General features: G+C 38.5%; 13 protein-coding genes and 1 pseudogene. 13 read left to right on the forward strand and 1 reads right to left on the reverse strand.

The window, feature by feature from the left end:
* Positions 1-133: 133 nt before the first annotated feature.
* The 3 genes from ACYPXO_RS07460 to ACYPXO_RS07470 all read left to right on the forward strand — a co-directional run bounded on the left by ACYPXO_RS07460 (position 134) and on the right by ACYPXO_RS07470 (position 4,734).
* Positions 134-1,366, forward strand: coding sequence for a 6-phosphofructokinase (locus tag ACYPXO_RS07460; protein WP_459639980.1), 1,233 nt, complete (start codon positions 134-136; stop codon positions 1,364-1,366).
* A 213-nt stretch (positions 1,367-1,579) separates the two neighbouring features.
* Complete coding sequence (locus ACYPXO_RS07465) at positions 1,580-2,794, forward strand: hypothetical protein (RefSeq protein WP_459639981.1); 1,215 nt, start codon at positions 1,580-1,582, stop codon at positions 2,792-2,794.
* Between the two features lie 11 nt (positions 2,795-2,805).
* The gene (locus tag ACYPXO_RS07470; RefSeq protein WP_459639982.1) at positions 2,806-4,734 is read left to right on the forward strand and encodes an Ig-like domain-containing protein; all 1,929 of its coding nucleotides are present in this window, start codon (positions 2,806-2,808) and stop codon (positions 4,732-4,734) included.
* A gap of 184 nt (positions 4,735-4,918) precedes the next feature.
* Here ACYPXO_RS07470 and ACYPXO_RS07475 read toward each other — a convergent pair whose 3' ends face one another.
* Positions 4,919-6,139 carry a 6-phosphofructokinase gene (locus ACYPXO_RS07475; RefSeq protein WP_459639983.1) on the reverse strand — a complete coding sequence of 407 codons (1,221 nt, stop codon included), beginning with the start codon at positions 6,137-6,139 and terminating at the stop codon, positions 4,919-4,921.
* Between the two features lie 161 nt (positions 6,140-6,300).
* Between ACYPXO_RS07475 and ACYPXO_RS07480 the strand changes: the two genes are divergently transcribed.
* The 10 genes and pseudogenes from ACYPXO_RS07480 to ACYPXO_RS07525 all read left to right on the forward strand — a co-directional run bounded on the left by ACYPXO_RS07480 (position 6,301) and on the right by ACYPXO_RS07525 (position 14,877).
* Positions 6,301-7,317: a glycosyltransferase family 2 protein gene (locus ACYPXO_RS07480; protein ID WP_459639984.1), complete on the forward strand. Its 1,017-nt coding sequence runs from the start codon at positions 6,301-6,303 to the stop codon at positions 7,315-7,317.
* A 64-nt stretch (positions 7,318-7,381) separates the two neighbouring features.
* Positions 7,382-8,194: pseudogene (locus ACYPXO_RS07485) on the forward strand (S8 family serine peptidase); the annotation flags it as partial.
* A 393-nt stretch (positions 8,195-8,587) separates the two neighbouring features.
* Positions 8,588-8,749: a hypothetical protein gene (locus ACYPXO_RS07490; protein ID WP_459639985.1), complete on the forward strand. Its 162-nt coding sequence runs from the start codon at positions 8,588-8,590 to the stop codon at positions 8,747-8,749.
* A complete protein-coding gene (locus tag ACYPXO_RS07495; RefSeq protein WP_055169973.1) occupies positions 8,730-9,104 on the forward strand; it encodes a TnpV protein in 375 nt (124 codons plus the stop codon). The genes ACYPXO_RS07490 and ACYPXO_RS07495 overlap by 20 nt, the downstream gene beginning before the upstream one ends.
* A 366-nt stretch (positions 9,105-9,470) precedes the next feature.
* Positions 9,471-11,390 carry a tetracycline resistance ribosomal protection protein Tet(O) gene (gene tet(O), locus ACYPXO_RS07500; RefSeq protein ID WP_459639986.1) on the forward strand — a complete coding sequence of 640 codons (1,920 nt, stop codon included), beginning with the start codon at positions 9,471-9,473 and terminating at the stop codon, positions 11,388-11,390.
* Positions 11,391-11,444: 54 nt separating this feature from the next.
* A complete protein-coding gene (locus tag ACYPXO_RS07505; RefSeq protein WP_223213393.1) occupies positions 11,445-11,615 on the forward strand; it encodes a cysteine-rich KTR domain-containing protein in 171 nt (56 codons plus the stop codon).
* A gap of 488 nt (positions 11,616-12,103) precedes the next feature.
* Positions 12,104-12,613, forward strand: coding sequence for a sigma-70 family RNA polymerase sigma factor (locus ACYPXO_RS07510; protein ID WP_459639987.1), 510 nt, complete (start codon positions 12,104-12,106; stop codon positions 12,611-12,613).
* Between the two features lie 94 nt (positions 12,614-12,707).
* Positions 12,708-13,133, forward strand: coding sequence for an RNA polymerase sigma factor (locus ACYPXO_RS07515; protein ID WP_459639988.1), 426 nt, complete (start codon positions 12,708-12,710; stop codon positions 13,131-13,133).
* 84 nt (positions 13,134-13,217) lie between these two features.
* Positions 13,218-13,691, forward strand: a complete 474-nt coding sequence (locus tag ACYPXO_RS07520) for an RNA polymerase sigma factor (RefSeq protein WP_459639989.1) — start codon at positions 13,218-13,220, stop codon at positions 13,689-13,691.
* 154 nt (positions 13,692-13,845) lie between these two features.
* Complete coding sequence (locus tag ACYPXO_RS07525) at positions 13,846-14,877, forward strand: AAA family ATPase (RefSeq protein ID WP_459639990.1); 1,032 nt, start codon at positions 13,846-13,848, stop codon at positions 14,875-14,877.
* Positions 14,878-15,176: the final 299 nt, after the last annotated feature.

Consider the following 15,176-nt stretch of genomic DNA (forward strand, 5'->3'; position numbering starts at 1 on the left):
GGGTGGATATTTATTGTTTCATAAACATAAATGGATTATGCAAAATACATAAAAAAACATATAACTTCTTTACAAAATAGTCATAATGCACTAAACTAATATTATCAGACAAAAAAACGGAGGTACTTGCATTATGAAGGGAAATGTAATTGTAGGACAATCGGGAGGACCGACAGCAGCAATCAACTCTAGTTTGGCAGGAGTATATCGTACAGCCAAAGATAGAGGAGCAAAAAAAGTATACGGAATGAGATACGGTATTCAAGGATTATTGGAAGAAAAATATATTGACCTTTCAGAGCATATTACAAATGAATTGGATGCCGAAATTTTAAAAAGAACGCCGGCAGCATATTTAGGTTCATGCAGATATAAACTTCCTGAAATTCATGAAGATATGACCTTGTATGAGAAAATTTTTGATATTTTAAATCGTTTAGAGATTGAAGCATTTATTTATATCGGTGGTAATGATTCCATGGATACGATTAAAAAATTATCTGACTATGCTATTATTACAGGACAGCCGACAAGATTTATCGGTTGCCCGAAGACGATAGATAATGATTTGGCTTTGACAGATCATACGCCGGGATTTGGAAGTGCGGCAAAATATATCGGAACATCTGTTAAAGAAATTATTTGTGATAGTTTTTGTTTGGAATATAATAAAGGCTTGGTAACAATTGTAGAAATTATGGGACGAAATGCAGGATGGCTAACAGGTGCAGCCGCATTAGCAAAAGGGGAAGATTGTGCCGGACCGGATTTGATTTATTTACCGGAACTTACATTTGATGTAGAAAAATTTATGGATAAAATTAAAGAATTACTTAAAAAGAAATCTTCGGTTGTTGTTGCTGTTTCAGAAGGAATTAAATTAGAAGACGGAAGATATGTATGTGAACTGGGAGCAAATGTTGATTTTGTTGATGCATTTGGTCATAAACAGTTAACAGGAACGGCAAGTTATTTGGCAGGTAGAGTAGCGGGAGAAATTGGATGTAAGACAAGGGCAATCGAATTAAGTACACTTCAAAGAGCAGCATCACATTGTGCATCTAGAGTAGATATTTTGGAAGCATATCAGGTAGGCGGTGCAGCGATCAAAGCCGCAGATGAAGGTGATTCAGGAAAAATGGTTGTATTGGAAAGACATTCTGACGATCCTTATCAATGTGGAACGGCTGTGAAAGATGTGCATAAGATTGCGAATGATGAGAAGATAGTTCCAAGAACTTGGGTAAATAAAGAAGGGACATATGTTACGGATGAGTTTGTAACGTATGTAAGACCTCTCATTCAAGGAGATGTATCACCGGTTATGGTAGACGGAATACCAAGGCATCTGAACAGACCAAGATAGAGTAATTTAAGAGAAGGAAGTATGGTTAAGGCTGTACTTCCTTATTTGTTGTTCAATTTTTGTGCAAAAAGCCATCTTGTTTTTGGCGGGAAATTGAAGTATAGTAAAGATACTTTCAAATCTGAAAAATACATTTCTATTTCAAATAAAATTATTCATTCAAGTTCGTGAGGAAGCATTCCACTATTTAAATATGGGAAAAGGAGGGAGAGAGTGTTTGAAAAAGAAGAATATGAGGTCATAAAATTTGTAGAGAGGGGAGAAGATTGCTATATTGTATCGGATTATGTGGAGGGGGTTACATTATATCGTTGGATACAACTGCATGAAGAGATAGAAAAGGATACGCTAGAACAATGGATTTTGAAATTAATCCGACAGTTAAATTTCTTTCAGAAACAAAAAGGAAATCCCAGATATAAGTATTTGAATCCTTATACGATTATAATAACGGAAGAGGATGATATTACACTTTTATATCCGGAAGAAAATAGTCCCCGTTTAAAAGGTAAGTTTGCAAAAAAGTTTCAATTAGAAAATTCTAATCAGGATGTCGATTTATATTGTCTTGGAAGGACGATTCAATTTATTATGGCACATATAAAATGTGTTCCATGTCTGAGAAAAAGAGAAGAAATAAGACTTCTTATATTTGTAAAAAAATGTCTGGAAAATACCCATAAAAAACAATTGAAAAAGCATAATAGAAAGAGATTAAAGTGGATAGTGACTTTGATAGGAGCGATTTTTTTCTTGATTGGTATAATATTTTTACCAGTGAAAGAAGAAAAGAAATGCGAAGGTGATATTGATTATTTTAGTTTAGGAATGTACTACTTTTTAGAGAAGAAAGATTACGCTAAGAGTAAAATATATTTTCAAAAGGCAGGAGAACAAGTCAAGGGGACTGGAAATTATGTAAGATTGTCTGAGTTTATGTTGCATCAGTCTAATGATAAAGGAATAAAGGGGAGTTTACAAATGATAGAAAGGGAGGCAGATAAAGAGAAGGATATAGAGAAAAAACTTATGCTGGCGAGAGGATGCGTGTTAATTGAAACAGATTGGGCATATGAAATGATAGTGGAGATGTATTTGGACAATCCGGAAGAACTTTCAGAAGATAAGTTGTCAGAATGGAATGAGTATAAGGCATTGGCATATGAAAAACTTTCTTTGTGGAAAGAAGCGGGAACACAGTATCGGATATTAAATGAGCAGGAAGAAAAACGCGATGAAAAAGAAAAAATGTACAGAGAAAAGTTTGTGGAGATGGATATTAATTATTTAAAAGAATTGTGGAAGGAAGAAACTATTTTAGCAGAGGAAAAGCAACGAGTTTTACAAAATATGTTAAAAGATAATCCACAGATGAAAGAAGAAAAATCTTTTATACAATTTATACAGGAAAATCATATTCAATTTTAAGGGAGGTTTATATGAACAGAAGAAAATTAGGTATTATTATTTTTGTTTTGCTTATTCTGTATGGTTTAAGTGGAATGGCTGCATCGGAAGAAGAAAAGAAGGAATTTCGTGTTGAGTACGAAGAACCAAACGGAAAGAATCAATATTACACAAAGAAACCGACGGTAAGAATTTATCATGGAGATAAAGAAGTTGTGACACAGATTCGACTTAAGCAGGATGATAAGATATTATTAGAGAAAACGATAGATAAAGTGGAGAAAGAATTTCAGATAGATGCAGAAATGTTTAAGGAAGGAAAACAACAATTACTTGTATGGCAGGAAGATGAGAAAGGAGAAATAATAGAGGAAACAAAACTTGAAAGAGAATTTTTGATTGATACAATTTTGCCGAAGAAAATAGAATTTGAGTATGAAGGAGAAGATAGAGGAGATGTTTTATATTTTCAAAAGGAAACAGCAGTAAAATTAAAGGCACAAGATGATGGTTCAGGCATAGAAAATATTTATTATCAAATAGAGAAAGAAGAACAAAAACAGGTGGTTTCTGAGATGCAGGTAGAGTTGCCGAGAGGGTTTCAGGGAAGAATTACCGCATGGTCGGAAGACAAGGCTGGAAATGTAGGGGATACCGTAATGTCAAAATATATTGTATGTGATGTGAGAAAGCCAAATATAGAAATATATACGGATTTAGAGGAAGAAAAATGGCATACGAAAAATATAAATGCGAGTGTTATTGTGAGAGAAGAAGGCATTGCATCAGGAATAGCATCCATAAGATGTTATTTTAACGGAAAATTGATAAAAGAAATCGAAAAATTACCAGAGTTTTGTCAGAATGAGCAGGTAAAACTGCAACTAAAAGAGTTTGGAGAACTTTTAATTGAAGTTCGGGATTATGCGGGAAATATTTCATGGAGAAAACAAAAGATTCTTATTGATAAAGACAAACCGGAAATTACTCTTTCAGGAAGTTCTCCCAATATGATTACAAGTAAAAATGTACAATTAGGAATCGTGATGAAAGATAGAAGGCAGTTGAAAGAAGCGTTCATAACTTTGAAAAGAAAAAGTGATATTGAAGAGGATATTGTGGAAGAGAGGAGAGAAACGAACTTTATCAATAACAATTGGAAAACAGAATTTGATATAACTGAGGATGGCATTTATGTTATAGAGATAAAGGCTATAGATATGGCGGGAAATGTGGAGAGAAAAGAAGAGAAGTTTATTATTGATAAAACAAATCCGGTTATTCGTTATGTAGAAGAATTAAACGGAAAATGGATAAAAAATTTTGAATGGAAGTATCCGCTTTCAGAATATATTTTCGATTTAACAAAGTTTCGTTATGAGATACGTTTGGACGGAAAACTTCAGCCGTTATTTCTTTCAGAAAAAAAAGAAGGAAAACATATTTTTTATGTAAAAGCGATAGATACTGTGGGAAATGAGTCCGTTGCAAGAGCAGAGTTTGTTATAGATAATACAAAGCCGGATATTTTTATTGAAGGAATAGAGGATAATGAAACATATGAAGAGCAGGTAGAACTAAAGGTATGCGTAAAAGAGGATACAGAAAGGTTGGAAGAAGTGTGGATAAACGGAGAAAAACAGAATATAGATGTCGAGAGTAAAGTATTTCGATTTTCATCTGATGATTTAGGAGAATACAATTTAACTGTGCGTGCGATTGATTTAGCAGGAAATCAGTCTATAAAGAATATGAATTTTTCTATTGTGGAAAAGAAAAATATATTGGAAAAAGTATTTATGCAGAAAACCTCCAAGCCAAAAGAAATACAAACGAAAAATAAAAAAGAAAAAAATCAAATAGGATGCATAATTGCCTATATTGCGGTCGCAATGGTTATAGTGGGCATTTGGGGATATGGTAAAATGAAAAGACCGTATAAAAGGGAGGATGCCGAGTAATCATGTGCATGATCCTCGGCATATATTATGAAAAAGTTTATTCAAAATAGTATAATGTATACTAACTAATTGGTTTAGTTTATCAAAGTTTCATTTGATAATATAAGTATATGCGAAAGAAGTGAAGAAAAAGTGTTAAACAAATGAAACTTTTTTGAATGATAAATGAACAAATTGTGAACAACTATTTTCTGAAAGCAAACTGTGGAAGCCCATTTTCCATAGGAATTGCCACTTCTCCCTGAATAAGCGGTAAAGCATATTCTATAAATTCATCACTTACATCTGAACCGTTTTTCGTAATCCAGTTAACAGGAACTCCTTTTTCTTTATTACAAACAATATTTACATCTGTTGTTGTGCATTCCATAACGTAAGGATTAGAAGAAACTCTTTTGAAAGAAATCATTTTACCTGTTTCCCCTGTGAGAGCAGAATTTACACCAAAAGCGCCTCCGGCGATTGCTTCATCCAGATCTGTTTTTGATAGACAGGAAGAAGAACAACGCTGGCTTACGTTCAATTCAACTGAACGTACTTTAACACCTAATTTTTCTTTTACTAAGTTTTCTAAATATTTGCCGGAACCGGTAAGCATTTTGTGTCCAAAAGTATCTACACCCACATCATTAGAATATTCGCATATAAATGTACCGTTTTCATCATGGATTCCCTCTGATATACATACAATTAAGTTTGAAGTTGTTTCTAAAGAATGTTTTACTTTTTCGATAAAATCATCCTGATTGAAAGCAACTTCAGGAAGATAGATAAGTACAGGATTATCACCTTCAAATTTTCTTGCCAATGCACTGGCGGCGGTGAGCCAACCGGCGTGACGTCCCATGATTTCTACAATCGTAACAGATTTTTTGTTATCGTATACAGAAGCATCAATAGAAATTTCACGTACTGTTGTTGCCACATATTTTGCAGCACTGGCAAATCCCGGTGTATGATCAGTTTCTACAAGGTCATTATCAATTGTTTTTGGGATACCGATAATACGAACATCGCTTTGGATGGATTCGGCATATCTTGATAATTTACTTACTGTATCCATAGAGTCATTTCCACCAATATAGAAGAAGTAACCGATATTTTTGTCTTTGAATTTTTCAAAAAGAACAGGATATACAGGATCTGTTAAATCTTCCGGCAGTTTAAAACGACATGAACCAAGATAAGCCCCCGGTGTTGTTTTTAATAGTTCTAATTCTCCTGTAGCAACAAGTGGATTCATTTCCATTATTTCATCATGAAGGAAACCTTCAATTCCGTTTATCATACCATATACGATTTCAATAGCATCTGTTTTCTTTAATGCTTCAGATACGACTCCATATAAACTTCCGTTAATTACAGCGGTAGGACCGCCAGATTGTCCAACAATTACATTTTTCATTACTAAGTTCCTCCTAATTTATTTCTCACTTCAAATAATTGGTTTCATTGGTATCAACTATATTAATATAAATGAAAATAGGAGAATTTACAATAATACAGTTGGAAATTCTATGAAAATACATTATACTATATAGTATTGCTATAAATGGGAGGTACGAGATGAAATATCTAACTTTTGCAATTCCGTGTTATAATTCAGCGAAATATATGAGTCATGCAGTTGAGTCTATTTTAATTGGGGGAGAAGATGTAGAAATTTTAATTGTGAATGATGGCTCGCAGGATGAAACATTGCAGATTGCAAAACAATATGAAGGAAAATATCCTGATATTATCAGAGTAATTGATAAGGAAAATGGAGGGCATGGTGATGCGGTAAATGCTGGGCTGAGAAATGCTACCGGAAAATATTTTAAAGTGGTAGACAGTGATGATTGGGTGGACGAGCAGTCTTTAAAGAAAATTTTAGAAACATTGCATATGTGGGAAGAAGAAGAGCAGGAAGTAGATATGCTTGTTTCCAATTATGTATATGAAAAAGTGGGCGTGAAAAATAAAAAAGTAATTCATTACAGAAATGTTTTGCCGGAAAATAAAATTTTTGGCTGGGATGAGGTAGGCCATTTCGGGATTGCACAATACATTTTAATGCATTCCGTTATTTATCGGACAAATCTTTTGAAATTAAATCAGTTGGAATTGCCTAAGCATACATTTTATGTAGATAATATTTATGTGTATTATCCTCTTCCGCACGTAAAGAAGATATATTATTTGGATGTGAATTTCTATCGTTATTATATCGGAAGAGAAGACCAGTCTGTGAATGAAAAGGTCATGATAGGAAGAATTGACCAACAGATTTTTGTTACGAAGTCTATGATAGATATGTATTATTTGCGTAGAATAGATAATAAGAAACTGAGAAACTATATGATAAATTATCTGGCTATTATGATGACAGTTTCATCTATATTATGCATTCGTTCTAAAAAAGAAGAAAATTTACAAAAGAAAAAAGAACTTTGGAATTATTTAAAGACAAAGGATTATAAAGTATATTGGAAAATAAGATATAGCATTTTAGGACAGACAATTAATTTGCCGGGAAAATCAGGAAGAAAGATTTCCTCATTTGCTTATATTGTGGCGAGAGAATTAATCGGATTTAATTAGTGTTAGCATAAAAGTGTAAAATCTGTCATATATATGGCTTGAGAAAAATTTTCGGGTAAATCATATGAATGGACAGAAGTTGGAAAATATGTTAAATCTTGCGTTAGATGCAACTGAGGAGGAAAGAGCTAAATCTTTGGAATTAGATGTAGGTTACAATCCTATTGAAAGAGTATGGGATTTAATCGTGAAGTATTCAGGGAATTTGGATAAGGTGAGAGAATTAGGAGCAGAAGTTGTTGAATTGCAGAATGAGTTTGCAATTATTACAATAGCTGAATCTATGATTGAGAGGCTGGCTATTCTTCCGGAAATAGAATATATTGAGAAACCAAAGAGATTATTTTTTCAAATGGTCAATGGAAGACGGGTATCCTGTATTACTTCAGTACAGAATACCCGTCCGTTTTTATTTGGAAAGGGAATTCTTGTGGCAGTTATTGATTCAGGAATAGCATATGCGAATGAAGATTTTAGGAAAGAGGATGGGAGTACGAGGATTCGTGTATTATGGGATCAGAGTATTTCCGGAAATCCTCCTGCACACTATAATCTTGGAACGGAATATACGGAAGAGCAGATTAATGAGGCTTTGCAGCAGGAGAACAGAAGTGAGCAGTTAAAAATTGTTCCAAGTATAGATTCATCAGGACACGGAACGGCGGTAGCAGGGATTGCAGCAGGAAATGGAAGCCAAAAAGGTGTTGCACCGGAGAGTGATTTAGTTATTGTAAAACTGGCAAGTCCGAGAAAAGATGGATTTCCAAGGACAACGGAATTGATGCAGGCAATGGATTATGTTGTGAGAAAAGCAAGAGAATTTGAAATGCCTGTCGCAATTAATATTAGTTTTGGAAATACTTATGGAGCACATGAACCTTATAATTAAGGGAAAACATAAGAAAACACTGATATTTCCTGTGTTTTCAGGCGATTCAGTGCTTTACTCGGATTCATGTTTGGTTGTCATTTGGGTCTTATAATACTCGGTCAGGATCATGTTAATCTGCTGGGAACGTGTACGATAGTTCGCTTTCGCATCCTTATCAATCTCAGCAACCAGTTCTTTGGACAAAGTAGTATAGACCTGAATATTGTTGGAACTGATAGCCATGTGGCACCTCCGATTCAATTTAATAGAATTATTCTATCATACTTCTTCGAGAGGGGCAATGTGAACTGAAAATTGAATAATTATTGTTACTGTAAAATTGGAACGGTCGTAAAGAAAATCTATGAATAGAGAACGATAAGAAAGGTAGAACAGACAATGAAGAAAACAATTTTTGAAGAGATGGGCGGTACTTATATCAGACATGGGGATTATCTTATCCCTGCTCTTACCTTACCGAAGGATGTAGGGCGGATTTTGCGGACATTCAAAATAAAAAAGAATGTGGAGGTAACAGACAATGGCAAAGACAATTTTTGAGGAAATGGGCGGCAAATACGAAAGGCAAGGCGATTATTTAATACCGTGCTTAACTGTACCCGCCGAAGAAGAACAGCCGATAGGCATCTGGGGACAGCGGCATTTGGATTATCTGAAGCATCACTGTAAAGTTACATACACCAATCTTCTTACAAGCGGCAGGCTAAACGCCTACCTTGCCGACATCAACAGACAGGCACAGGAACGCTTTGAAAGGCTCATAGAGGGTATGAAACAGGCACAGGGCATAACGGAACAGCTAAAGGCAGAAAACGCCTTAGAATGGACAGGATACCTCAATAACATAAGGGCTTGTGCGAGGGAGATTGTGGAAAAGGAAATTATTTTTGCATAAACAGATGATTAGTGGCAGGGGGAAATCCTGCCGCTTTTTCTGCTTTAGTTTGTCAGCTTGACAAATAAAGGGTTAAGGAATATAATTAGATTCAGTATTATACAAGGAGTTAATAAATATGCGGCAAGGTATTCTTAAATAAACTGTCAATTTGATAGTGGGAACAAAAAGTAGCAGTCCCGTTTCACTTTTAATATGGGGCTTAGTTTTTTGTACCCAGTTTAAGAATACTTTTATCATGTAATTTTATATGCCCGAAAACATATAAGTGTTTTGGGGCTATTGGAGTTATTTACCCAGTGATAGGAGTATTTATCACTGGGTATTTTTATGCCCTTTTTTGGGTGTTGATAGGAGGAAAATCACATGAAAATAATTAACTTAGGCATTCTGGCTCACGTTGACGCAGGAAAGACAACATTAACGGAAAGTTTATTATATACCAGTGGTGCAATTGCAGAACTAGGGAGCGTAGATGAAGGCACAACAAGGACAGATACAATGAATTTGGAGCGTCAAAGGGGAATCACTATCCAGACAGCAGTGACATCTTTTCAGTGGGAGGATGTAAAAGTCAACATTATAGATACGCCAGGCCATATGGATTTTTTGGCGGAAGTATACCGTTCTTTATCCGTTTTAGACGGAGCAGTATTATTAGTTTCTGCAAAGGATGGCATACAGGCACAGACCCGTATACTGTTTCATGCACTACAGACAATGAAGATTCCGACAATCTTTTTCATCAATAAAATTGACCAGGAGGGGATTGATTTGCCAATGGTATATCGGGAAATGAAAGCAAAGCTTTCTTCGGAAATTATAGTGAAGCAAAAGGTTGGGCAGCATCCCCATATAAATGTAACGGACAATGACAATATGGAACAGTGGGATGCGGTAATTATGGGAAACGATGAACTATTAGAGAAATATATGTCAGGGAAACCGTTTAAAATGTCAGAACTGGAACAGGAAGAAAACAGGAGATTCCAAAACGGAACGTTATTTCCCGTTTATCACGGAAGCGCTAAAAACAATCTGGGGATTCGGCAGCTTATAGAAGTGATTGCCAGTAAATTTTATTCATCAACGCCTGAAGGTCAATCTGAATTATGCGGGCAGGTTTTTAAGATTGAATATTCAGAGAAAAGGCGGCGTTTTGTTTATGTGCGTATATATAGCGGAACATTGCATTTGAGGGATGTTATTAGAATATCTGAAAAAGAGAAAATAAAAATCACAGAGATGTGTGTTCCGACAAACGGTGAATTATATTCATCCGATACAGCCTGCTCTGGTGATATTGTAATTTTACCAAATGATGTTTTGCAGCTAAACAGTATTTTGGGGAACGAAATGCTGTTGCCGCAGAGAAAATTTATTGAAAATCCTCTCCCTATGCTCCAAACAACGATTGCAGTAAAGAAATCTGAACAGCGGGAAATATTGCTTGGGGCACTTACAGAAATTTCAGATGGCGACCCTCTTTTAAAATATTATGTGGATACTACAACGCATGAGATTATACTTTCTTTTTTGGGGAATGTGCAGATGGAAGTCATTTGTGCCATTCTTGAGGAAAAATATCATGTGGAGGCAGAAATAAAAGAGCCTACTGTTATATATATGGAAAGACCGCTTAGAAAAGCAGAATATACCATCCACATAGAAGTCCCGCCAAATCCTTTCTGGGCTTCTGTCGGGTTGTCCATAGAGCCGCTCCCTATTGGAAGCGGAGTGCAGTATGAAAGCAGAGTTTCACTTGGATATTTAAACCAATCGTTCCAAAATGCGGTTATGGAGGGGGTTCTTTATGGCTGCGAGCAGGGGCTGTATGGATGGAAAGTGACAGACTGTAAAATCTGTTTTGAATATGGATTGTATTATAGTCCTGTAAGTACCCCCGCAGACTTTCGGCTGCTTTCCCCTATCGTATTGGAGCAGGCTTTAAAAAAAGCAGGGACAGAACTATTAGAGCCATATCTCCACTTTGAAATTTATGCACCGCAGGAATATCTCTCACGGGCGTATCATGATGCTCCAAGGTATTGTGCAGATATTGTAAGTACTCAGATAAAGAATGACGAGGTCATTCTGAAAGGAGAAATCCCTGCCAGATGTATTCAAGAATACAGGAACGATTTAACTTATTTCACAAATGGGCAGGGAGTCTGCTTGACAGAGTTAAAAGGATACCAGCCAGCTATTGGTAAATTTATTTGCCAACCCCGCCGCCCGAATAGCCGTATAGATAAGGTTCGGCATATGTTCCACAAGTTAGCTTAACAGCTTGCAAAAGTCATATAAAATGAGATTTGAAAGGATTAGAGACTAATTATGATGAAATGCGAATGGATATTGTGTCCTGTTTGTGGGAGCAAAACCCGTAATAAAATTAGGAAGGACACTGTTTTGGAGAATTATCCCCTTTATTGTCCAAAATGCAGACAAGAAAGCTTGATTAAAGTTGACAACTTGAAGATAACTGTCATCAAAGAGCCAGACGCTTAAGACGCAGAGCCGATGAAATTGTGGAACAATTCACGAATCATCGGCTCTTTTTGTTTCGTATTTGAAAGAACAAACTCACCAAATAAAAAAAACGATATTCGGGTGGGTTATTTTGTTATACCCTAAATTACCCTCTGAATTTGTTTTTAAATTTGGAGGGATTTTTTTATGTTCTTTTTTCGGGCGGTTATTCATCTGCTCATACGAAGTAAAATTTATCAATACATAGCATATCAGAGAATGGCAGGAAACCAGTTAAAAAAATTTCTGCCAGTGCAGCGGTACTTCTCACCTTGAAAGTAGAAGTACAATCTCCATACAACAGAATTTGTATTTCTTATAACCGTAAAGGTCACAGAGCCTTTGCGGTTTTTCTTTTGTCGATTTTTGTTGGAAAGTGCCGCAGGGCTGTTTCTTATATTAGGTGTCGTTCGCCGCCTCTCCATCTGGATTTTAGATTTCAAAAATTCAGATGGGAGGTACTTACGGTGAAGTATGCACCAAAAAAAGTATATATCAGAGAAAGCGGTGGCTATGTGGAATTATCTTACACGGACTTCTGCCGCCGCAGGCAAGCCGACCAGACCTATATGGACAAGCTGTTTATCCCCATTCAAGGATGTCTGCTTGAAGTTGTGAGGGAGCAATACACAGACTTCTACCGAGATAAGGAACGGTGGCGTTATCTGCAAAGATTAGATACAAAGAACAGCCTGATATCTCTGGACGGGTTTACAGACAGCGAGGGAAATCCTCTGGACTTTATCGCTGATGAAGCGATGGACGTTGCGGAAATCGTTGTCAATGCGGTCATGGTGGACAGGCTGAAAGCCGCCCTGCCTTTGCTGTCGGATAGTGAACAGGCATTGATTCATGCCATCTTCTTTGACGGACTTTCCGAGCGTGAAGTCGGGGCAAGGTTAGGCATAACCCAGAGCGTTGTGAACAAACGGAAAGCCAGAATCCTAATAAAACTAAGAAAGATAATAGAAAATTAAAATTTAAGGCGTTCAGCCCCCTTGTTTTTTCCTTTGGGAAGATGAGGGGGTTTTTCTCTGCCCTCTCAATCAATTCTGATTGGAGGAAGTAAGAATGGCATACAACCACGGACGGGAGGACAGGAAATGGCGTATCTGGAAAGAAGCGGAGGAAAAGCTGCTGCGTGAGTGCGGCGTTGATGAAGCGACCATTGAGCAGATACGAATAGCGGACAGGGCAGACTTCAATTCCAACAGGCGGTTTTACCGATGGACGAATGACGTTGCGGAATACCTTGAGGACATGGCAGACAGGGAGCGGCAGGCGGAAGTGGGTACGGTTGCGGAGTTACTGGACGAGATTGAGAGCGAAAATCTCTATCAAGTATTAGTCAAGGTGGACGGGCGTACCTTGAAAATCGTCCTGCTGAAAATGCAGGGGTATTCCACAAAGGAGATTGCCCCGCTCTTGCATTTGACGACTGGTGCCATCTATGCGAGGTTAGACCATCTGCGGAAGAAGCTGCGGAAAATTTTATAAACGTCTAATACATCCCATTATCCTGCGGGCTACTGGGTGGGGAGTGGAATCTCCCCGCTTATTTTTTGGCAGGAGGACAGAGGGATGGCATACAGGGTTAAGGCATACACGCTTCGGGAGGAATCCACGGAAAGCGGCACAAGGTATTTTATCAGCTTTAAGGACGGGCAGGGCAAATCCCACGAGTTGGAAGTGTCGGAACAGTTCTTTATGGAGTTTCGGCAGATGGAACGCAGGAACAGGAATCTTCTCCAATGGGACGAGCGGCACAGGGAGTTTAACGAGGTATGGGACGAAACCCTTTACAGACGGGCGTTGCGTGTGCCTAAGAGCCTTGATGAACGCATGATTGAGGAAGAACGGAATGAAACGCTCTGTAAGGCGATTGAGAGCCTGCCAGAGATACAAAGGCGGCGTTTCCTGCTCTACTATGAGCATGATTTCAATTTTTATCAAATCGCTGCGATGGAGCATTGCACTGCTTCAGCAATACAGAAATCTGTTGCGATTGCAAAGGAGAAAGTAAAGGCGGAAATGAAGAAATATCTCCAACCGTGACTGATACCGCCCAAAAAAGAAATCTGTTTTTTATTTGTGTGGGATTGGCGGCATTACATACTCTCACTTTTTTTCGTGGGAGTAAATCTATTTGTAAGGAGGTCAACGCCTATGTGCAACGAAAACAAAGACACCGCCCGAAAGGAGGAAAGCCATGCAGAAGTTACAGACAGTCAACGCCGAAACGCTCCTTTATGAACCGCTTGAGAAACCGTCCTTTGTGGTGGACAGCCTTATCCCGACAGGCTTATCGTTGTTCTGCGGCTCACAGAAGATAGGCAAAAGCTGGCTCATGCTGAAGCTATGCTTATGCGTGTCGCAGGGAATCCCTTTATGGGATATGCCGACAATGGAGGGCGATGTGCTTTACCTCTGCCTTGAGGACACGTTCTGCCGCATACAAAGCAGGCTGTTCCGCTTGACGGACGAAGCGAGCGGGCGGCTCCACTTTGCCGTGGCAAGCTGCAAGCTGTCAGACGGTCTTATCGTGCAGTTGGAGGATTATCTGAAAGACCATCCAGACAGCAGGCTCATTGTCATTGACACTTTGCAGAAAGTCCGTACAGCTTCAAAAGACAATGCCTATGCAAGCGACTATGGGGACATCTCCCTCATCAAAGACTTTGCCGACAGGCACTCTCTGGCGGTCATTGTCGTACACCACATCCGAAAGCAGAATGACAGCGACGTGTTCAACAAGGTGTCTGGGACGACAGGCTTAACGGGGAGTGCGGACGCTACTTTTGTTCTGGAAAAGGAGAAACGTGCGTCTGACACCGCCAAGCTGTATGTGACGGGCAGGGACACGCCCTATCAGGAATACACGCTCCGTTTCCGTGATTGCAGTTGGGAACTGGTGGAGAGGAAAACACAGGAGCAGCTTGCAAAAGAAACGATACCAGATATTCTTTTTCGGTTAGTGGATTTTATGAGGGATAAGGAAGAATGGGCAGGCACGGCAACGGAACTGTTAGCCGCTATGGGGGAAACGGAAACCGTACCCACGGTGATTACGAAATGGCTGAATGAATACCGCACCACATTTTTAAGTGAGAACCGTATCTGCTACCAGTACAGCCGCAGGAAAGACGGCAGGCAGATTGCCCTTGCAAGGTGGGAGGGTGACAGCGGTGACGGTGGTGACAGCGATATTGGGATACCCCCTGTTACTGTCATTGACGCTTAAAGCCGTGTAAAGTTGGCGGCTCTGCCCTGCGGGTGACAGCGGTGACAGTGGTGACAGTGATTTTAGGATACCCTGCCGCTGTCATCCCTACGGGAGAACACCCCGTAAACGCAAAGTGCAGGCGTGGGATTCACCCACCCTTTTCGGCGTGTGGAATCCACCCCTGCGGTCAGAAAAATCCTTCCGATTTTTCTGACTGCGTTTACAGGGTGTAACACACTACACTTTGCCCTGCAAAGTCGTGTGCCAGACGTTCCCTCTGGACTCCCTTATGGCAGGTCTTACGCCCTGCTATCCTG

This window comes from Faecalimonas canis, assembly GCF_054601575.1.